The organism is Bordetella genomosp. 10 (assembly GCF_002261225.1).
Taxonomy (GTDB): Bacteria; Pseudomonadota; Gammaproteobacteria; order Burkholderiales; family Burkholderiaceae_B; genus Bordetella_C.
On the sequence record NZ_NEVM01000005.1, the window covers coordinates 1,548,587 to 1,567,914 of the forward strand.

The window sequence follows — 19,328 nt, forward strand, 5'->3', positions numbered from 1 at the left end:
CCTACACCCGCTTCTGCTGCGCGTAGCCCTTCAGGACCTCCTCGCGCAGCACATCCCAGATGGCGGCGTGCAACTCGACGAAGCGCGGATGGGCGCGGACTTCGGCGACGTCGCGCGGACGCGGCAGGTCGATATGGAATTCACCGATCGGATGCGTGCCCGGCCCCGCCGACAGCACGACCACCCGATCGCTCATGGCGATGGCTTCGTCGAGGTCGTGCGTGATGAACAGCACGGCCTTGCGCTTGGCCATCCACAGATCCAGCACCTCGTTTTCCATCAACTGGCGCGTCTGGATGTCGAGCGCGGAGAACGGCTCGTCCATGAGGATGATGTCGGGATCGCGAATCAGCGTCTGCGCCAGCATCACGCGCTTGCGCATGCCGCCCGACATCTGGTGCGGATAGCGATGCTCCGAGCCGCCCAGGCCGACGCGGCGCAGCCATTCGCGGCCGCGCTCCTCGGCCTCCGCGGCCGGCACGTGGGCGAACTCCAGCCCGGCCTTGACGTTGTCCAGCGCATTGCGCCAGGGCAGCAAGGCTTCGCCCTGGAACATATAGCCGGCACGGCGGTTGATGCCCGTGAGGGTTTCGCCGAACACCCTGATCTGCCCGGAGGTGGGCGACAGCAGGCCCGCGCCCACGTTCAGCAGGGTGGACTTGCCGCAACCGGTCGGGCCCACCACGGAGACGAATTCGCCGGCGGCGACGGTCAGCGTGGTTTCCCGCACGGCGGTGTAGCGCTGCCCGCCGCCGTCGCGGGAAATGAACGTGCAGGTGATGTTGTCCAGCGAGAGTGCTGCTTCAGCCATTCGGGTATTTCTCGTTGGCGCGCTTGGCGAATTCGTTGGTCCAGATCTTGGACGGGTCGACCTTGGCCGGATCGAAATCCGGAACGAAGGCGGCCAGCGCCTTGACCGCGGTGGCGGCGCCGTCCTCGGGGATGATGCCGTCCGGCGACAGGCCTTCCAGGCTGGCCTTCAGCGAAGCCTTGTAGACGTCCGGCTCGCCCAGCAGGTAGGACGAGGGCACCGTCTTGGCGATCTCGTCGATCCCGGCCTTCTGGATCCACTTGTCCGCGCGCACGATGGCGTTGGCCAGGGCCTGCACCGTGTTGGGATTGGCGTCGATGAATTTCTGCGACGTGTACAGGGTGCCGGCCGGCATGTTGCCGCCGAAGATGTCGCGCGTGTCCTTGAGGGTGCGCGTGTCGGCGATGATCTTCATGTCGCCGGCGCTGACCAGCGCGGTGACCACCGGGTCGGTGTTGGCCATGGCGTCGACCTGGCCCGAGCGCAGCGCGGTGATGGCGCCGGCGCCGGCGCCCACGCCGATGATGGAAACGTCCGACGGCTTCATCCCGTGCTTGGCCAGGAAGAAGTTGATCACCATGTTGGTCGACGAGCCCGGCGCCGTGACGCCGATCTTCTTGCCCTTGAGGTCGGCCGGCGACTTGTAGTTCGCCAGGGTCTTGGTCGAGACGCCGAAGCCGATCAGCGGCGCGCGTCCCTGCAGCACGAAGTTGCGGTAGAACTGGCCCTTGGACTGCAGGTTCAGCGAGTGCTCGAACGCGCCCGACACCACGTCGGCGCTGCCGCCCACCACGGCCTGCAAGGCCTTGGCGCCGCCGGCGAAGTCGGGGATGGTGACCTCCAGGCCTTCGTCCTTGAAATAGCCGCGCACCTCGGCGATGGTCAGGGGCAGGTAATACACCAGCGACTTGCCGCCGACGGCGATCGACACCTTGGATTTTTCGAGTGTTGCGGCCCGCGCGAAGGCGGGGGCCAGGCTCATGACGCCGGCCGAGCCGGCGAGTTTGAGCAGTTCACGGCGAGTGACCGTCATTTTTGCGTCTCCGATGTTAGCGCCGCGGCCCGTGGCAGGCGGATTTGTGTCGCGCCGGACCGGGCCAGCGCCGCGATTGCTGCGGAATCATACTCCAGCGCCCGCGGGACTTCCCCGGCATGTTCACCGAGGCAGGGCCGGCCGGCGCGCCTTGGCGTTCAGGCCGACTTGCGCTCCATCAAGGCCCAGGCGATGGTGCCGGCGTCGACGTACTCCAGCTCGCTGCCCGCGGGCACGCCGCGCGCCAGGCGCGTCACCGACAAGCCGCGTTCGCGCAGCGCCTCGCCCAGGAAATGCGCGGTGGTCTCGCCCTCGGCCGTGAAATTGGTGGCCAGGATGACCTCCGTGACCACGCCGTCGCCGGCGCGCTTGAGCACGCGCTCGAAGTCCAGCTCGCGCGGCCCCACGCCCTCCAGCGGCGCCACCCGGCCCATCAGCACGTAGTACAGGCCGCGATAGCCGTGGCTGGACTCGATCATGTTCTGGTCCGCCGGCGTCTCGACGATGCAGAGTTGCGAGGGATCGCGGCGCGGATTGGCGCAGGTCGCGCAGATCTCGTCTTCGGAAAAACTGTTGCAGCGGACGCAATGGCGCAGGTTCTGCGTGGCGCCGGCCAGCGCGCGGCCCAGCAGCTCGGCCCCTTGCAGGTCGTGCTGCAAGAGGTGGTACGCCATGCGGCGCGCCGAGCGCACGCCGACGCCGGGCAGGCGGCGCAGCGCCTCGATCAGCGCCAGCAGCGGCTCGGGCTCGGGAAGCAGGGGCTCCATGCGATCCTATGGAATCAGTGAATCAGAACGGAAACTTCATGCCGGGGGGCATGGGCATGCCGGCGGTCACCGCCGACATCTTTTCCTGGCTGGTGGCTTCGGCCTTGCGCAGCGCGTCGTTGAACGCCGCCGCGACCAGGTCTTCCAGCATGTCCTTGTCGTCGCCCAGCAGGCTGGGGTCGATGGCCACGCGCTTGACGTCGTGGCGGCAGGTCATGGTGACCTTGACCAGGCCGCCGCCGGAGGCGCCTTCCACCAGTATCTCGGCCAGCGCTTCCTGGGCCTTCTTCATGTTTTCCTGCATTTGCTGCGCCTGGCGCATCAAACCGGCCAATTGTCCTTTCATCATGATGGGATGTCCTTCTGGAAATGGGATGACTGGGTAAGGTCGCGCGGCGGGCGGCTCATGCGCCCCGGCGCGCGGCCGGATTCATGCCGGCGCAGGCGCCGGGCAAGACGGATTCGTATTCGCCCGGGCCGGGCGGGAGGATGCCTGTCGGCGCTCGGTGTCGGGCAGCACGCTTCATGCCGCGGCCGCCATGGGCGGTTCGATGGCCCGGATGGAGCCGGGCACGATCTTGCCACCGAAATTGTCGACCAATGCCTGCACGAAGGGATCGGCCACGGCCGCTTCCTCGGCGGCCTGCTGGCGCGCGGCACGCTCCTGCTGCGCGACGGCGTGGGCCGTGCCGTCGCCCGTGGCGCCGAACTCGACTTCCAGGCGGATGGCCTGGCCGAAGTGTTCGCACAGCACGGTTTGCAGCCGCTGCTTACTGGCGCTGTCGACCAGCGTGCGCACCGCCAGGCGCAGGCGCACCAGGTCGCCTTGCAGGCCGGCCCATTCGCTCTGGCGCGCCACTTCGGCGGCCAGGCCGGTGACCGGCAACTGGGCCGCCAGCGCGGGCCAGGAGGCCGCGTCCATGTCGGACAGGCGCGGACCGCGCGAAGCGCGAGACGCCGGGGCGCGGTTCACCACCGGCGCGCGGCGTGGGGGCTCGGGCATCGCCATGCTGCCGCCGGCGCCGCCGCCGAGCGTCTCGAATTCGTCGTCGTCGGCCGGGGCGATGAAGCCGTCGTCGCTGCCGAAATACCCGTCGCCGCCGGCATAGCCTTCGGCATCGTCCGGAATGACCTCGTCCACCCAGGACGGCGGCCCGTCATCGGCGCGGGCGGCGGGGGCCTGTTGCTGTTGCGCGGCGGCGGCTTGTTGCGCCGCGGGCGCTTGCTGGGCGGCTGGCGTCCGGGCCGCGGCCGGCGCCGGGGGCGTCGCTGAAGCCTCAGGCGAGGCCTGTTGTGCCTCGGACGGAGCCGGCGCCTGGCGCGCGGCCGCTGCCCGAGCCGCAGCCGGCGGCTGTTGGTCGGCCGCTGCCTGGGTCGTATCCGGCGCCTGTTGGGCAGCAGCCGATGCCCGCGGCGCGGAGGCCGCGGTGTCAGCTTGGTCCCAGGGAGGCGGCGCCTTATCGGCGGCCGGCGCATTCGCGCCAGCGCTTGCATCCGTCGGCGCGGACGGCATTGCCTGCCCGGCGACGGGCGCGACCGTAGCCGCTGGAGCAGCCGGGGCGGACGGAGCAGCTTGAGCAGCCGGCACTGCGGCGGCGGGAGCAGTCGCGGTCGCCGGAGCAGCAGTAGCAGTCTGGTCGGCCGGCGAAGCGATAGCGGCCGGTGCGGCCACGGCGGCGGGTGCCGCCGGGGCTGCTGCTTGGGCAGCCGCTTGCGCGCCGGCGCCAGCCGAGGCGGCAGGCGCGGAAGCAGCGGCATCCGTAGACGCCGGCGCGGACGCGGCGACCGCACTCCCCGTCGGTTCCTGGCTACCGCGCGTCGGCGGCGGCAAGGTCTGCGGCGGCCCCGCCTCGCCGCTCAAGGACAGCATCCGCAGGCACGCCATGACGAAACCGGCATACTCGTCCGGCGCCAGCGCCAGCTCCTGCCGGCTATGCACCGCCACGGAATAGAACAATTGCACCGCATCGCCGTGCAACGTGCCCGCCAGGCGCGCCACGTCCGCGGCCAGCGGGTCGTCGGCCGGCGTGGCCCCCCGCACCCGCTGCTCGATGGCCACCCGCGACAGCAGCACCGCCAGGTCGGCCAGCGCGCCGCCGTACGACAACCCGCGCGTGGCCAGCTCGTCGGCCACCGCCAGCACCGCCAGCGCATCGCCGGCGGCCAGCGCATCGAGCAGCCGCACCAGATGCCGCTGGTCGATGGTGCCGAGCATGCCGCGCACGGCTTCCTCGGTCAGGTTGCCGGCGCTATAGGCGATGGCCTGGTCGGTCAGCGACAGCGCGTCGCGCATCGAACCGGCCGCCGCCTGGGCGATCAGGCGCAGGGCCGGCACCTCGGCGGCCACCTGCTCCTCGCCCAGCACGTGGGTGAGATGGCCGACGATGGCGTCGGGCGGCATCTGCTTCAGGTTGAATTGCAGGCAGCGCGACAGCACCGTCACCGGAATCTTTTGCGGGTCGGTGGTCGCGATGATGAACTTGACGTGCGGCGGCGGCTCTTCCAGCGTCTTCAGCATGGCGTTGAAGGCATGGCCGGTCAGCATGTGCACTTCGTCGATCATGTAGACCTTGAAGCGCCCCGCGCCCGGCGCGTACACCGCCTGCTCCAGCAACTGGGTCATCTCGTCGACGCCGCGGTTGGACGCCGCGTCCAGTTCCAGGTAGTCGACGAAGCGGCCGGCATCGATCTCCGTGCAGGCCCGGCACACGCCACAGGGCTTGGACGTAATGCCGGTTTCGCAATTGAGCGATTTCGCCAGGATGCGCGACAGCGTGGTCTTGCCCACGCCCCGCGTACCGGTGAAAAGCCAGGCGTGATGCAGACGCTGCGTATCCAGTGCGTGCGTCAACGCGCGCACCACGTGGTCCTGCCCCACCAGGGTGTCGAAGGATCGGGGCCGCCACTTGCGAGCCAGTACGAGATAGGTCATGGGCGGATTGTAGAGCCTGCCGGGCCTGAAAGACGAAAGGGACGGGCCACGACGAACACCGACGCTTCGACACGCGGTTCCGTCATGGCCCGTCCCTGGGGAATTTGGTTGACGAGCCTTACTCCGGCACTGATCCTAAACGACTATGGCTGCTTCGTTCCCGACCTGACCAGGTTCACCGCCGAACCATGCGAAGGGGCCCGTCAAGGCGAATTCTAGCAGATCGGCGCGCCCGCCCCGCTCCCTCTCGATGCTAGAATCTCAATCCCTCCAGGCGCGGCCCTCGCCGCGCCCGCTGCTCATCAGCGACTCGCCGTAGTTAAATGGATATAACCGGCCCCTCCTAAGGGTCAATTGGTGGTTCGATTCCACCCGGCGAGGCCAATCGGCTTACACTACTGAAATCGCTAACTATCTGATAGCAAAGGGGTTTCCTCGGAGGCCCGCGCTTTCCCTCCCCGTATGAAGGACGTGTCGCGTCATAAAACCGTGTCAGTTGAGAGTGACACAGACATGCACCGACTACCTTCTGGCGTCTACCTTCGTGGCGCCGTTTATCAGATTCGAGTCCTGATTCCTATGGACTTGCAGGCCCAGTTCCCACGCACCAAGGGCGGGAAGCTCAGCACCGCCGCCTACCGGGCCAGCCTGGGGACTACAGACCCGGCCGAGGCCACCATACGCGCCCATCGCATCCTGGCTGAATGGCGTGCCCGTTTCGAGGGAATGCGTGCGCAAGCCCAGGCCCGTTATGTGGAGCCTGGGCCTGGCCTGATCGAGCACATAGCCGAACAGGCCCGCCACAGAGTCCTGGCGACAGACGACACCATACGGTCCAGCCCTAAAGCTGCTGCCATGTTGGCAGGCATAAACCGGACGCCCGCCCCGTCCTTTTTTTCCCCGCACGACAAGACCCTGCGCCAAGTCTTGACCGGCGCAAGCGTCCGCGCAGCCGTATCTGCCGCTGAGGATCACAGCTTCCTCACCCGTGCCCACGCTGAATCATTGGCCGACTGGTATTCCCGGGTCACAGCCGCTCTTAGGCAGGCAATGATCCAAGGGGACTACAGAGCCGCCCGGGATGAGGCCAAGCGGGTATGCGACTCCCTAGGCGTACCCGTGGACTGGGAATCGCCCAAGCGGGTGGGCGACCTCCAGCGCATCATGCGGACCATCGTGAGCGCCTGGATGGACGCCAGCGCCCGAAGCCAGGGGGAGCCTATAGACACCCCAGAGGCCCCTGCATATGCCCAGGAATTCCCCGCGACTCAGCCAGACCACGCCGCAACGCTGGCCGATGCCCCTGCACCCGAGGCATCCCCCAAGCGGGTAGGCGACCTCCTACCGGATTGGATTCGCCTCAATAGCCCCAAGCCCGATGCCGTGAAACGCATCGACCGCCCACTTGCCCTATGGCGCGAGGCCACGGGGGACCCCGAGCTTTCCTCGATAACGAGGAAGACCGGCGCGACCTTTATTGCCTACTTACTGGACACTGAGTCACGCGGATTCGGACGCAAATCAGCACACACCTACGCCGCCGGAATCAACGCGCTTTTGAATGTGGCCGAGAAGCAAGGGTACATCGAGCGCAATCCATGCTCATTGCTGGACTTCGATAAAACCCCGGGCGCCGGCAAGCGCACCCCTTGGACTGATGACCAGCTCGCCAAGATCTTCGGGGCGGCATTGTTCCGAGATATGGAGAATTCGCCTGAATGGCGTGGAGTGCCGAGTGAGGACGGGCGGGCACTCCTGTTGTTGCTGCTGCATACCGGGGCTCGTATAGGCGAGGTTGCACAGGCAAGATGCCAGGATTTCGTAATCCGCTCCGGGCTTGAGTGCATCGAAATCAACGCCGAGGCCGGCACGGTCAAGACCGATACCAGCGAGCGGGTCATTCCGATTGCCACACACCTCCTAAATGACCCGTGGTTCCGTCAGTGGCTAGATGCCGTCAAGGCAAGAGCAACGGGACCTGCGATGCCAGGTTTCCACCGTGGCCCCAAGACTCCACCGGGTGAAGTCGCCATGGAATGGTTGCGAGAGTTCCGTGCACATAACGGGCTGCCCCCGGGGAAGCTCAATGGATCGCATAAATTCCGCCACTGGATCAGTACCGCCCTCGCCGAAGTCGGGATATCCCCGAGAATTTCGGACGCAGTCACGGGCCATTCTGCCCGGGGCTCGACGGGACAGAGGACCTATGTGACGGTCACTCTACCCATGATGGCTGATGCTCTGGGGACAATTCGGTGGCCTGCATTGCCGAGCTAGGAACCCTCTAATCGTGTCCGCGACCAGACTGCCCCCTCAAGGCTCCATAAAACTTGAGCGGTCGTGCCTCACCTCCTGGATGAGCAATGGGGCCTCCCATACTGTTACGCCTCCTAGCGGCGAAGAATGTTTGGCCGTAAAGCGCGGCACAAAACTAATCATAAGTTAATGCAGAAGATACGGTGAGCCTTACAACCGCATGGGCAAACTGGCTTTCCGTTAAATGAGTGCCCGCAAGATAGGTCGCTGCGATAACCTGAGAACCATCCTGGGCGGAGGTATTCTGAAAATGGGTTGCTGGTGAGATGGGCCTGAGATGTAGACTTATTCAACACGCAATGCGGGCCTCAAAAAGCTACGGGACATCAATGGTTAAAATCACCGGGAAGCACCAGGAAACCATTAGGACATATGTTGAAAGCTTATCCTATGACGATCTCTCTACCTTCCAAACGACCAATCCTACGTTTCTTCCCCTCAAAAAGCTTATCATCAGCTTGGCGCCGAAAATGCTCGACGAGCGAGCCGCGATGCTTCTCTGTAGTTCCGCTATCGAAGAAGTATTGGGATTTTCAGAAGACCGCCTACGCTTTAGTCCGCCCTTCGGTGTAAGCGTCGATACCGCGAGACGTGCGCTGGAACAGCAAAGGCCAGAGCTGTACGCCAATATTCAACAACGCATCGAATCTCTGCCACGCCGATATCAGGTTTGTCTTGAGCTGCCACGCATACGGTGGTTAGGACCTTTCCGCGAACCTATTTCGGAAGGGCTAAGTATTGTTGGCGGCTTGCCCGAAGAATTTGATGGTGAAAACGGCGGCGGCACTGCCAGGCAGCATTTATCCAAGAGGCTAGATGACCCGCAATACAGGCGCCAAAGGGAGACGGCATGGCTAGAAATTGAGCTGTTTGGTTATGCCGATGAGTCCCCAGAATCACTGCTCATCACGGAAGCGATATCTATTGCTAAGCAGTTGGCATTCGTCTTGGGGCAGTGCAAATTTCTGGGACTACAGACATCTGGAGCTCGGTACGGTTTCGCGCGAGGGAGCATTAACGACAAGGCGGCCTCTGACGTGCGACGGATCAGATTACCCCAGGCCGCTGGGCGGGCCTTGTCCTGTTTGGTACTGTACACCGGTGACATGCTGCCAGAACGCGACACCGACCACCTCGGTAGACTGCTCTACTCTCAAGACCAGCTAGCGCATAGGCAAGCGCTGCGGCGCTCGATGCTATCAGACGGCTATTCTAAGGTTCGTGACTACTTCAAATGCAAATCTGATCCCGACTACGGTCGGATAGCGACCGCAATCGAATGGTTGCTAGATGCCGAGACAGCCGATAACGAAACTCTCGCGTATCTTTCAAGCTGCATTGGACTAGAAGCGTTGATAGGTGGCGGAGATGCCTCGGAGAATATCGCGGGCCAGCGCCTAGCCGACCGATATGCGTACACGCTCGGCAGAAATGCCGCAAGACGCAAAGCACTCCAAGCTCAATACCTGGACGTACTGCAAATTCGCGGCCGACTAGTCCACGGCCGCGTATCGAAGCTTTCTCCGGAAGATCGCCCGAAACTGGATATGGTGCGTTCCATGCTTGCTGATCTTCTCGTTCACGAAATTGACCTCATGTTCACCCGCAACTGTAACGATTCATGAGTTTCATCTGCGCGATTAGCATCTTAGCCTTCGCGCCGCGATGACCTATCGTGAATCAGCCCAGATACCTCAGAACACATAGAAAGCGCTACGCGGACCAACTCATATGTAGCAGGCATGCTCTTGCGACTGCGAAACAAAGCAGACATCTAGTCAAAGGTAGCAAAAGGACTGCGGAGCTACGTTAGTAGGCAGCACGTTGCTCAATGCCAATGGCTTCTCGTACTTACGGACCGCCTTTACCTCGATTGCGTACGCTGTGGTCCGCCCCCGAAAATATTGATTAAAAAATCGACGTGTTATCCCCGCAAAGTCACTCGTTTTTTTCCACACATCGTGCGGCCTGGCAGACAAAATAGCGCCAATTTCGAACTCACCGACGACCTTACCAACAGGCATTGTTGCGTAAATAACAACCGTCGTAACATCCGGATTTTTAAAAACCGCTTTGCGAAATTCGAATTTCTTTTCGCCATCGAGTATTTTTTCAGCAAACTCCGGCTTAATGGACAATAAGACTCTCATCAATTCCCCCTAACTGTGCAATACGGCATAACTGTGCATCTGAAATAGGCAATAGTGACCAGCGGGCGGCTCGGTCGATCCCAACCTCATCCGCTAGCTTCTGCCGCGTCACTCGGCGGTGAAGGGCAATATTATAGGTAAATCGCAGCACATGGGGATACTTTCTTTTCTCCCAAAACCCAATCAGTTCGGCATCAGTGAAGACACTGTAGGGAGCGCAATATCGCAAAAAACTGTCCAAATCAATAAATGAATTTATATGCCGATATTCTTCGATGACACAGAGCGACGTGGCCACAGAACGATACTCGGCCGGACCTTTATTGTCCGAAGTGCGATAGATAACAATTGGATCACCAACACGCAGATTAGACATTCCAGGTATGGCGCCCAGATATACCTTGTGAATACTATTCGTGTGCGATACATCCTGGACGATACTTAAATTCTCGTTATTAAGTATAGAGTCCGGCAGAAGACGCGTATGCCACTCAGGGTACAACGCAAGAAGATACGGCTGCGCCCCATTGACGTTAACTAGCGGGTAGCTAGGCATCGGCCCGTCATATCCGTTTCTTATCTCCCGCAGGTATAAACCCTCGATCCCGTTGGGCGTTATTTTGTTCGCCACTTGCCGAAACCCGTACGTTTGGAATAGCTGAATGAGCGGGCCATGATGCTCAAAAATTGTCACGTAGAGCTGAGTCGCCCCTTGCTCCACCGCGTGGTCGAATATCTTCTTCATAAATCTCTCGCCCAGTCGGGTGCCATGGGCATTGATCTTGAATGTTCCTATCTTGATTCGCCGAGCTGGAGCCAGTGGGGGCACAACATCCAGCACCGCGTCGTCCTCCCGTTTCAGGTAGAGGAACCCGTCCAGCGCACCCTCGTCAGAATAGAAAACGTAGGCGCGTTCGCCGCCCCCAGCTTTGCGCTGATACCAATCAGAGAATTCGACGTAATCCCTCTTTAAGGAATCAAAGAAAGGATCCGCCAGGTTTGTTTCCCCGAACGTTTTGTATTCCATCCCCATATAGCCCCCAGCCATTCGTCAGAAAATCCACGCGGACAAATTTGGAATAATGTGGTGTTACGCATTGTTAGCGTAACCGAACTTAACCCGGCAAACAACAGTGTCGTTACGTCCGCGATTTTCGAGGCCCCGTGTTTCGCAGCCGACCTGGCAGCTTAATGTGCTCGCCACCGCTCGCCAGTATTGCCTTGGGTGAATTCGAGGCAGCAGGCTGGATTGATTGCCTGGACGGTGAGGGTCAGGATTATCTCTAAGATTCTTAAAGAGTGGTTCGCACGAGCCACAGCATTGAGCAGGCCGCCCGTCTGCTGAATTAAATCCGCAGAGGATGACGAGGGTAGCGCTGCGAGGGGCGGATGATTTGACGGAGGGTGAGGCGATGCCCGGCAATGATTGCCTGGAGGGTGAGGACCCCAGGCCGCTGCGGCGGCATCCCCCTACACCCACCTTCCAGGAAAGTGTCCACATATGGAAAGCTTCCCCTCCGGCGACACGCCACAGCCCAGTCACCCCGAAAGTGACACCATCCCCGTCATTACCGATTCGATTCCCGGCCAAGATATGCCGGCTGCTGCTCCCCTGGCGCCTGGAGTCATCCAGAAGGACCTGGAGTTCGCACACCTGAATCGCTCCGACGCGTCGGACGTGCTCGCTGCCTCATGGCGTCAGAACACTCTTGTAGGCCAGGCGTGGAACCAGCTGCAACACGCTGACCGCGATGCCCAGGCCGACCCCTCATTCAATCCCTACGCGTACCTCAAAGAGCACGAGAAGAACTACCCGGACATCATGCCGCTGGTAGCTAACGGCTCGGGCCTGTTCGATCACGTCTCGTCCAAGGAAGCATTCGACTCCTACGTGGCCGCTCAGCGACAGAACATGCGGGACCGCGAGACCATTGCCAATGGCGATGGCTGGGGCACCGGACTGTCCCTGGTCGGCTCGATGCTCGACCTGACCTCCCTGGTTTCCGTGGGTGGCCTGGCGACCTCCGGCGCCCGCGCAAGCTCGCTCCTGGGCCGCGCCGCCCTTGGATCCGGGATGTTCGGCATCGACGCCGGGATCCAGGAAGCCGGCCTGCGCACCATGGACGACACGCGGTCCGCTGAAGAGTCATTCATGAACATCGGGACCGCGATGGCGTTTGGTGCTGCTCTGGGTCCGATCTTCTCACACGCTCGTCCAAACAACCCGCTCAACCCCGGCCACCCCGACAATCCCCTGCACCCCGACAACTTCGACAAGGTGCAAGTGCAGGAGCACTATGTCGGCCAGGTGCCCGAGGAAGGCGACTCCATCGGTGCCATGCGAGCTACGCGCGGCAACGAAGGCAATGAGATTGCCGTGGGCCAGGGCAAAGTGGCGAAGGCCGTCGACTGGCTCCTGGCATCACGATTTACCCCGCTGGGGCGCCTGACGAACTACAAGTCGGCCGCCGCACGCGAAGGGCTGCTGTCCATGTATGACATGGGCGGGGTCCTGACCAAGGCAATGGCTGAAGGCACGGCTCGACCCGTGGAAGCCGAGACGATTAAGACCATCTTTGACCAGCGGGCTTCTGCCGTGAGGGACGAGGTTGCGTCTATCTATCGTCAGGCGAACATGGATCTCGGACAGTCGGCTCGGGGCACAGACATTCGCGGCATCGTGAACACGATGACGTTGGGAGGCAAAGATGTAAATGTCGTCCCCCAGAATGTCTTCAACGAGGCGATCACACTGATCCAGCACGGCAGCAATGCCGGAGCCAAGAGTGCCGACATCAGCGCGGACGTCATGAAGCACCTGACGGACGCAGGACTTACGCCGGAGGCGGCGAAAGCCGTCCACCAGCGCGTGTATCAGGCCGAGGCGGTCTACCACAAAGCCTATGAGGACGTGTGGGACGAGGCTGTCCGTATTGGCCTGGCTGACCCCAAGCTCACGGGCGAGGGTCGCTACGGTATGCCCCAACTCTGGGACCGCGAAGCCATCGACCGGAACGCTGAGCAGTACCGGGCGTTCATGCAGCAGCACTTGGGCACCAAGCCTCTGGATGACTGGCTGCGGGACGAAGGCTGGATCCGCGCCCCCAACAAGCCCGCTCAGCCCTCTGCGGCCGGCGTGGCCCCCGTCGAGTCGAAGTACGCCTCCTGGGACGACATCGTGAAGTCAGGTGATAGCACCTTGATGAACGACATCCTGCGCTCCTGGCGCGGCGAGGAACAGGCATTCCACAATGACATGCTCGACGCCCAGCTGGCCCAGGCCGAACAGCGGCAGCTCCGGGCTCAAGAGGATGCCTCCGACGTCCTGAAGCAACTCGGGAAGGCGGAGACCGAACACCGGAACTCCAAGCTCTCCGAGATGAAGGAAGCCGGCCGGCACGCTGAGCGCTACATGGCCGCCCAGTCTGTGGCGTCCGCCCAGCTCCGCGCCGAGAAGGCCGCTGAGAAGCTGCAGGCCGCCGTGGAGCGCACGCGTCACCTCGACCCCGAGGACCTGGCGCAGGACCTGGCCGACGAACTCAAGGCGAATGGCCTGGCGATTGATCGTGCAGGTCCCCGGATCCCCGAAGCTAAGGCCGACGTGTCCGAGGCGGAGCAGCTGGTCGACTCGCTCAAAGGCCGTAAGGCCGAGAACGTCGAGGCCCGCCGCCCCCTTACCGAGGACACCAAGGAACGCCGCGCCCTGCGCCGTGAGTCCAAGGAGATCAATCAGCAGCTTCGCGCCGCGCTGGACAAGCACAAAGCCGCCCAGGCTGAGCTTGCTGTCGCAAACGCAGAGCTGGACCAGCTCGCCAAGTCCCAACGCGACAGCCGCCGCTGGCTGGACGCAATCGCCAAGGACATCGACACCATGAAGTCGAACGAAGCCGAGGCGCTGCTGGATCCTGGCCTCAAGGCTGCACACGCTGGTATGGCGGATCGCCTGGCAGTTCTGAAGCAAACGCTGGAGGATGCCACCGCTGCCCGTAAGGCTGCGTTCGCGCTCCGCCGGCAGCTGGGCCAGGACGCCCGCAAGGCGGCCAAGGAGTCTGACCGTGCCGCCTCTAACCTGCGCAAGACCGCGTTCCGCGCCCGCAAGTACACCGCCGACACCTCACCTCTGGTGAAGTACGTCGACCAGCTGGTGAACAATCTGCGTGGCAACGAGCGTGCGCCGCGAGGCCTGCTGCTGGACGAGGCGCCGACCTCGGGACGCCTGAAGGAACGTCAGTTCCAATTCGACAGCGACGAGTATCGCCAGCTGCGCGAGTCGGGCTTCCTGAAGTCCAACGCTGATGACGCGTTCATGAGCTACCACCAGGATCTCGGGGGTCACATTGCTATGCACCGTGCCATGGATGGCCGGAAGATGGACGACGTGATCCGCGAGGTCATGGATGACTATGACCGCATGATCGGCTCCGAGCAGAACCCGAAGAAGAAGGAGCAGCTGGTCGCAGAGAAGAAGAACGCCACTGAGGATCTACGAGCTGCGGGAGACCGCATCCTGGGCCGCTATTACCCCAAGGATCGCAACGGCCTAGTCTGGACTGCTGACATGCTTAAGAAGCTCGGCATAGTACGGTACATGGGAGGTTTCATTTTCTCGTCGGTCGCTGATATTGCTCAGGCCGCCTTCGCGGCGCCGCGGTCCCCACTGAAGGTTCTCGCTTTCCGTGGGGCCCGGGATTATCAGTACATCCTTCGGAAGGCCGCCGCTGGCGACGCTGACATGAAGGAGCTGGCGCGGATCATGGGCTCCTTCGAGACCGGGCTGCACATGAATATGAGCGATAAGGCTCTGGGTCGTGGCGCGGTCCGAGACCACGTTGGCTTCGGAACGGGGATGACTCGTGAAATCTCCAGCGGCGCAGAGAAACTCTTCGACCTCACGGCCGACGCAGGCAACAAGCTATCGGGCCTGAAGGCCTGGAGCGACAACATCCGCCGCACGGCCGGCCTGGTGCAGCTGGCGAATGTCCGCGATTGGGTGGGACGCTACGGCGCCCTGGATCTCAGCAAGCGGGCTCAGCTCGCCTCACTGGGCATCGGGGAGGCCGAGGCCAAACGCCTGAACGCCTTGTTCACCAAGTACGGCTCCGAGCAGCGCCAGGGTCTCTTCAGCCCAGGGATGTCCAAGTGGCTCGGAGAGCCCGATGGCGAAGAGATGAAGTACGTCCTGGAGTCTGCCCTGGTAAAGGCGCAGAAGCGGGCGTCCTACACCTCCGGCTTCGGCAACCAGCCGCTGCTCATGGACAAGTGGTACGGCAAGCTGTTCCTTCAGTTCCAGTCGCAAGCGTTCCAGTTCACCAACAACTTCCTTCGAGCTGGTTTCCAGCACGGGGCAGTCACGGGGGACCACATGCGCTTTGCGAGTGCGCTGGGGACCTCGATGGCCGCTGGCGTTCTCATGAATGTCATAGCTACCTTCCGCAAAGGCGAGGACATCAATAAGCAGCTAAGCAACCCGCCCGAGTTCGCCTACAACGTCATCCAGCGCTCCGGCATCCTGGGCTGGGCCGGCTCCTACGTGGACGCCGGAGTGAAGCTCACGGACCCCGTGCTGAAGCAGCAGTTCGGCTTCACGCTGGGTGGGGGCGCCTCCAAGTTCTCTCAGAACTCCTGGCTGGCAAACCTCATGGGGCCCTGGTGGGGTTCCATGGAATCACTTCAGCAGATCGGCGCCAACGCAGTAAACGGCGACCTCAACAAGGCCGGCGAGAAGGCTCTGCGGCTTCTGCCGCTGAACCAGCAGTTCTCCATCCTCGGCCGCATCGTATCAACCCTTCCGCACTAATCCGCTTCGCATTTCACGCTTCAAATCGTGCTGCATAGCGTGTCCTTCCGTGTGTGTGGTTTTCGCCCCCGGTCGCAAGGCTGGGGGCGTTTGTTTTGCCGCCACGTGGAGGCCAATAGCATGCGCATAAACGCGGCGCATACGTCCGCATCCCGCCCATTCGCAAGGGCACACTAACCACGAAGCTATTCACCATGCACATGTTCAAAATTGGATCCCAGTTAACCTGGAAAACTACAACAGAAATTCCCTGCGCAGACGCCACCCCTCAAGGCATTCGCGCTGGCATTGAGCGATATGCAAACGAGACCAACTCAATTTCCTATATGGTCTTCGATCATATGAACCTAACGCAACTGCATCTACCGGATGGTTGCAATGCTGAGGGTGCCACCTTTCGCAACTGCAACCTGGTCGGATTGGTAGCCAAAGGATGTACGTTCGACTATGCAGACTTATCCGGCGCTGACATATCCGGCGCGATAGTCGAAAACTCATCGTTCGGTTGCGCCAAAGCTGCCGGCTTGTTGGCGAGGGGACTTCGGGGAAAAGGCTCATTCTGGACTGGCTCGCGCATTCGGCAGGCCCGCTTTGATGATGCCGATCTGCGACTAACGCACTTTTCACATGCCCGCGCGGAAGGCGCTTCTTTTAAGAATGCCCAACTGTTACTCGCTCATCTATCGACCATGGCCGCTGACCTTTCAGCATTGCTCGAATGTTGCGAACCAGCGGAGGTTATTCAAGCCGCGCTTTTTTACGGCGAACCTCCCGCCGCGATCCTAGAACAACACGGACTCACCGAAGCGGCAAAGGAGGCCCGCGCATAATGGTCACAAAGGCAAAATCGGGCGCGAGTAACTCGGACAACGCGCCGCCCGTAAAGACCCGCAAGTTGACCGAAGAACAGCGCCAAGCTGAAGTAACCCTCGCTTTCGTACGAAGGCTCGATGCCATTATCGACGACCGCCAAAGTTTGGAGGCGGACCGGGCAGCGGCATTGGCGTCGCTTGCTGACGATATGGCCCCACACGCCTATGGGACCCGCGCAGACACCTTGCGCTGGGCCGCCGTTCGTTTGTGCAGTGACCACCGTGGCGCGTATCAAGCCGCGCTGCGTGCGCTAGACGTTGTCTCAACTGAGTTGGAGCGAAGCGCTAGTGGAATTCTGTCCCGCAACGACATGACGGCGGATCATCCTGATGCCATCCAACCGTATACGGCACCACCCCGAGACAACCCCTTCCGCACCTTTGAACGGGACTACAACCCGCGAGGCCGCAATGATGGTCGGCCGAGCTTCGGTCACCCTATAGAGAGCATTCGATGAAAGATTCTGTATTTCTCAAGCAACCCGACGGCACCTATGCCGAGTGCAACGGCTGGACCGGCGAGCCGATTCCAGGTGGCATGCGCAATCGGGGTTATAGGCCGCTTACTCCGGACCAGGCCAAGCAAGCATGGGACACATCCCCTGATCCCTTCGGGCCTATCACGTACTACCCGGGCTCACTCTGACAACGCCCCAATATCGCCCCGCTCATCACTAAGCCGCACGCCTATGTATCCTCAACTAGTTAAAGACGCAATTGCGTTGTCCGCCCTGGGCAACAGAAAGGTTAACGCCATCATCGCGCGTAGCCTCGTGCTATCTGCCGCGCTCACCGCCAAGTCCACATACGATTCAGAAATGAGTCGCGGTGCGATAGATCGCCCCATCATGTGCTCTGGTGGGCAAGTCATTGGGTATGAATCGACATCCCTGTAGTCACGCCCACACACTGAAGAAAACAAGGAGCCCGCCCATGCGGGCTTTTTCACGCACCTCATTACACCCCTTATGCAGACTGACAACACAAAGCATTGCCACGCTTGCCTATTGCGTAGGCCCATTTTCCAATTTGGCCGCGACAACAGTCGCAAAGACAGACTCAACGTCCGTTGCCGGTCCTGCGATAACCGCCTGCGTTCCGAGCGCAAACGCACTGCGCGTACTCGGGCGACTGCCGTCCCCACCGCATTGGGGGCCTAGATATCATGTCCAGCCAGAAGCCGGCACAGGCACCTCTAAATACCTCTGCGTTTTCACGGATATTTCGCAGTCCCACGCGCGATCCGCTCCAGGTTCAGCGTAGCAAACGATTCGGGGTAGTACGGGTCCCCCTCGTGCCTCACGACTTGAAGTTAGTCCTCAACCACCCCCATGTTTATCTACGCTTGGCAGACTACCGCCGCCTGACCTATCAACACGGGGCAATGAGTAGTCGGTGGTGGCAAGAGGACAACGGGGATATCCGCGCCCTCGACTGGGATGACCCTGCCTATACCCTCAGCATCCCCGCGTTAGTAGTAGCCGCCCGAGATGGAGACAGGATTGAAGTGCCAACCAATGGAATCCTCATGCCTCACGCAATACGGGTCCACCGACCGGGACGTGGAGTTATGAGCGGCTATACGTCGCTCCGGGAGTCCATTGGCGACCTTACTGACCAAGACGGCGAATATTGGCTTAAGAGGTTCAGGGCAAAAGGCACGCCGTGCCTGCCCCATGACTCCAGCGCCCGCGTATAACAAAACAGTAAGAGCAAAAAAAAAATGAACCACCTCCAGCAGTTCAACTTTCGGGCTCAGCGTGTTCGTGTTGTTGAGATCGACGGGAAACCATGGTTTCACGCTTCGGATGTATGCGCCGTCCTGGCAATTGCAAACACCGCTAGCGCCGTTACTGCAATCCCGAGCCAACATAAATATCGGCAAAGCCTAGATTTGCCTGGCCGCGCTCCGTGGTTTCTATCGGAATCGGGTCTGTACCGCCTGATTATGAGATCGAACAGACCCGAGGCCGCGTCTTTTCAAGACTGGATCACCGATGAAGTTCTGCCGAGCATTCGCCAAACGGGTGCATACGGACCCGTCAATGCTGCGGCTCTGGCGGTCGTGCGGCATACGCTAGAGAAAGTGGACCGCACGGTGGAACATAGGACGCGCCACGACTTCTATCGGCAGACGGAAAGAAGCCGTGAGCGTATTGCCTCGGTCGTTGCCGAGGAAGCCGACAAGAACGCGCTTCCTTCTACCGTGGTCGAGCGATTACGCAATGGCACCATCGACGCAGTCATGGCTGATTACTTTGGTGATGAGGATGCACGTCGGCGCATTGAGCGTGAACGCGAAAGCATCAGGCTGCAGTTTGAGCGGAGCCTAACGACGAAGCCCCTCGTGCCGCGAAAGGTCAGCCACCATCGAGCCCTAAGGGACTAGCTTTCCCTCAGGGGTATCCCAATGGACCGCGCAAACGGCCTAGGAGCCCACGGGACCCACGGTGTAGCCGAGCGTATGGCCCACGCGTCCTGGGGCCGCCTATGGCCCTTTGCGGGGCTTCTGGCGGCCTCGGATCACGATGACGAATGCCGGCACCGCCAGGGCCAGTCCGATAAGGATGCCGATGACGAGCCAGGTGGTCATGGAGCGCTCAGGGAGTCACTGGGACGCCTATGCTACCCCGGGCTCATTTTTCTCCCG

The 19,328-nt window shown here is 61.7% G+C and carries 12 protein-coding genes, 1 tRNA gene and 1 other RNA gene; 6 read left to right on the forward strand and 8 right to left on the reverse strand.

Features of this window, described 5'->3' with window-relative positions; all coding sequences use genetic code 11:
* Position 1: 1 nt before the first annotated feature.
* The 6 genes from CAL29_RS23025 to ffs form a co-directional block, all read right to left on the reverse strand.
* Positions 2-811, reverse strand: a complete 810-nt coding sequence (locus CAL29_RS23025; protein ID WP_094855296.1) for an ABC transporter ATP-binding protein — start codon at positions 809-811, stop codon at positions 2-4.
* Complete coding sequence (locus CAL29_RS23030) at positions 804-1,844, reverse strand: ABC transporter substrate-binding protein (protein WP_094855297.1); 1,041 nt, start codon at positions 1,842-1,844, stop codon at positions 804-806. Before CAL29_RS23030 ends, CAL29_RS23025 begins: the two co-directional genes overlap by 8 nt.
* Before the next feature lie 158 nt (positions 1,845-2,002).
* Positions 2,003-2,611 carry a recombination mediator RecR gene (gene recR, locus CAL29_RS23035; RefSeq protein ID WP_094855298.1) on the reverse strand — a complete coding sequence of 203 codons (609 nt, stop codon included), beginning with the start codon at positions 2,609-2,611 and terminating at the stop codon, positions 2,003-2,005.
* 22 nt (positions 2,612-2,633) lie between these two features.
* Complete coding sequence (locus tag CAL29_RS23040; RefSeq protein WP_094855299.1) at positions 2,634-2,960, reverse strand: YbaB/EbfC family nucleoid-associated protein; 327 nt, start codon at positions 2,958-2,960, stop codon at positions 2,634-2,636.
* A gap of 174 nt (positions 2,961-3,134) precedes the next feature.
* Entirely contained in the window at positions 3,135-5,543 is a 2,409-nt protein-coding gene (gene dnaX / locus CAL29_RS23045; protein WP_094855300.1) for a DNA polymerase III subunit gamma/tau, read from the reverse strand.
* Between the two features lie 107 nt (positions 5,544-5,650).
* Positions 5,651-5,748: signal recognition particle sRNA small type (gene ffs, locus CAL29_RS23050), an RNA gene on the reverse strand.
* A 104-nt stretch (positions 5,749-5,852) separates the two neighbouring features.
* Between ffs and CAL29_RS23055 the strand changes: the two genes are divergently transcribed.
* The 3 genes from CAL29_RS23055 (at position 5,853) to CAL29_RS31385 (ending at position 9,484) form a co-directional block, all read left to right on the forward strand.
* Positions 5,853-5,927, forward strand: a tRNA-Arg gene (locus tag CAL29_RS23055).
* 129 nt (positions 5,928-6,056) lie between these two features.
* Positions 6,057-7,820 (forward strand): DUF6538 domain-containing protein, encoded by a 1,764-nt coding sequence (locus tag CAL29_RS23060; RefSeq protein WP_306430698.1) that lies wholly within the window; start codon positions 6,057-6,059, stop codon positions 7,818-7,820.
* Between the two features lie 368 nt (positions 7,821-8,188).
* Positions 8,189-9,484 carry a HEPN domain-containing protein gene (locus CAL29_RS31385; protein ID WP_143277728.1) on the forward strand — a complete coding sequence of 432 codons (1,296 nt, stop codon included), beginning with the start codon at positions 8,189-8,191 and terminating at the stop codon, positions 9,482-9,484.
* Positions 9,485-9,637: 153 nt separating this feature from the next.
* Here the strand turns inward: CAL29_RS31385 and CAL29_RS23065 are convergent, their stop codons facing one another.
* Complete coding sequence (locus CAL29_RS23065) at positions 9,638-9,997, reverse strand: ASCH domain-containing protein (protein ID WP_256977682.1); 360 nt, start codon at positions 9,995-9,997, stop codon at positions 9,638-9,640.
* Positions 9,987-11,057, reverse strand: a complete 1,071-nt coding sequence (locus CAL29_RS23070) for a GNAT family N-acetyltransferase (RefSeq protein WP_218831887.1) — start codon at positions 11,055-11,057, stop codon at positions 9,987-9,989. Before CAL29_RS23070 ends, CAL29_RS23065 begins: the two co-directional genes overlap by 11 nt.
* 453 nt (positions 11,058-11,510) lie before the next feature.
* On the opposite strand from CAL29_RS23070, the gene CAL29_RS23075 reads away from it, so the two are divergent.
* The 3 genes from CAL29_RS23075 to CAL29_RS23085 all read left to right on the forward strand — a co-directional run bounded on the left by CAL29_RS23075 (position 11,511) and on the right by CAL29_RS23085 (position 19,067).
* A complete protein-coding gene (locus CAL29_RS23075; protein WP_256977683.1) occupies positions 11,511-15,806 on the forward strand; it encodes a hypothetical protein in 4,296 nt (1,431 codons plus the stop codon).
* A 194-nt stretch (positions 15,807-16,000) separates the two neighbouring features.
* The gene (locus tag CAL29_RS23080; RefSeq protein ID WP_094855303.1) at positions 16,001-16,636 is read left to right on the forward strand and encodes a pentapeptide repeat-containing protein; all 636 of its coding nucleotides are present in this window, start codon (positions 16,001-16,003) and stop codon (positions 16,634-16,636) included.
* A gap of 1,765 nt (positions 16,637-18,401) precedes the next feature.
* On the forward strand, positions 18,402-19,067 hold the full coding sequence (locus CAL29_RS23085) for a BRO-N domain-containing protein (RefSeq protein ID WP_094855304.1): 666 nt from the start codon (positions 18,402-18,404) through the stop codon (positions 19,065-19,067).
* Positions 19,068-19,328 lie beyond the last annotated feature (261 nt).

Bases quoted from the DNA above. Each gene is read 5' to 3' on its own strand.
- CAL29_RS23025 (WP_094855296.1), bottom strand. From the start codon at position 811: ATGGCTGAAGCAGCACTCTCGCTGGACAACATCACCTGCACGTTCATT.
- CAL29_RS23030 (WP_094855297.1), bottom strand. From the start codon at position 1,844: ATGACGGTCACTCGCCGTGAACTGCTCAAACTCGCCGGCTCGGCCGGC.
- recR (WP_094855298.1), bottom strand. From the start codon at position 2,611: ATGGAGCCCCTGCTTCCCGAGCCCGAGCCGCTGCTGGCGCTGATCGAG.
- CAL29_RS23040 (WP_094855299.1), bottom strand. From the start codon at position 2,960: ATGATGAAAGGACAATTGGCCGGTTTGATGCGCCAGGCGCAGCAAATG.
- dnaX (WP_094855300.1), bottom strand. From the start codon at position 5,543: ATGACCTATCTCGTACTGGCTCGCAAGTGGCGGCCCCGATCCTTCGAC.
- CAL29_RS23060 (WP_306430698.1), top strand. From the start codon at position 6,057: ATGCACCGACTACCTTCTGGCGTCTACCTTCGTGGCGCCGTTTATCAG.
- CAL29_RS31385 (WP_143277728.1), top strand. From the start codon at position 8,189: ATGGTTAAAATCACCGGGAAGCACCAGGAAACCATTAGGACATATGTT.
- CAL29_RS23070 (WP_218831887.1), bottom strand. From the start codon at position 11,057: ATGGCTGGGGGCTATATGGGGATGGAATACAAAACGTTCGGGGAAACA.
- CAL29_RS23075 (WP_256977683.1), top strand. From the start codon at position 11,511: ATGGAAAGCTTCCCCTCCGGCGACACGCCACAGCCCAGTCACCCCGAA.
- CAL29_RS23080 (WP_094855303.1), top strand. From the start codon at position 16,001: ATGCACATGTTCAAAATTGGATCCCAGTTAACCTGGAAAACTACAACA.
- CAL29_RS23085 (WP_094855304.1), top strand. From the start codon at position 18,402: ATGAACCACCTCCAGCAGTTCAACTTTCGGGCTCAGCGTGTTCGTGTT.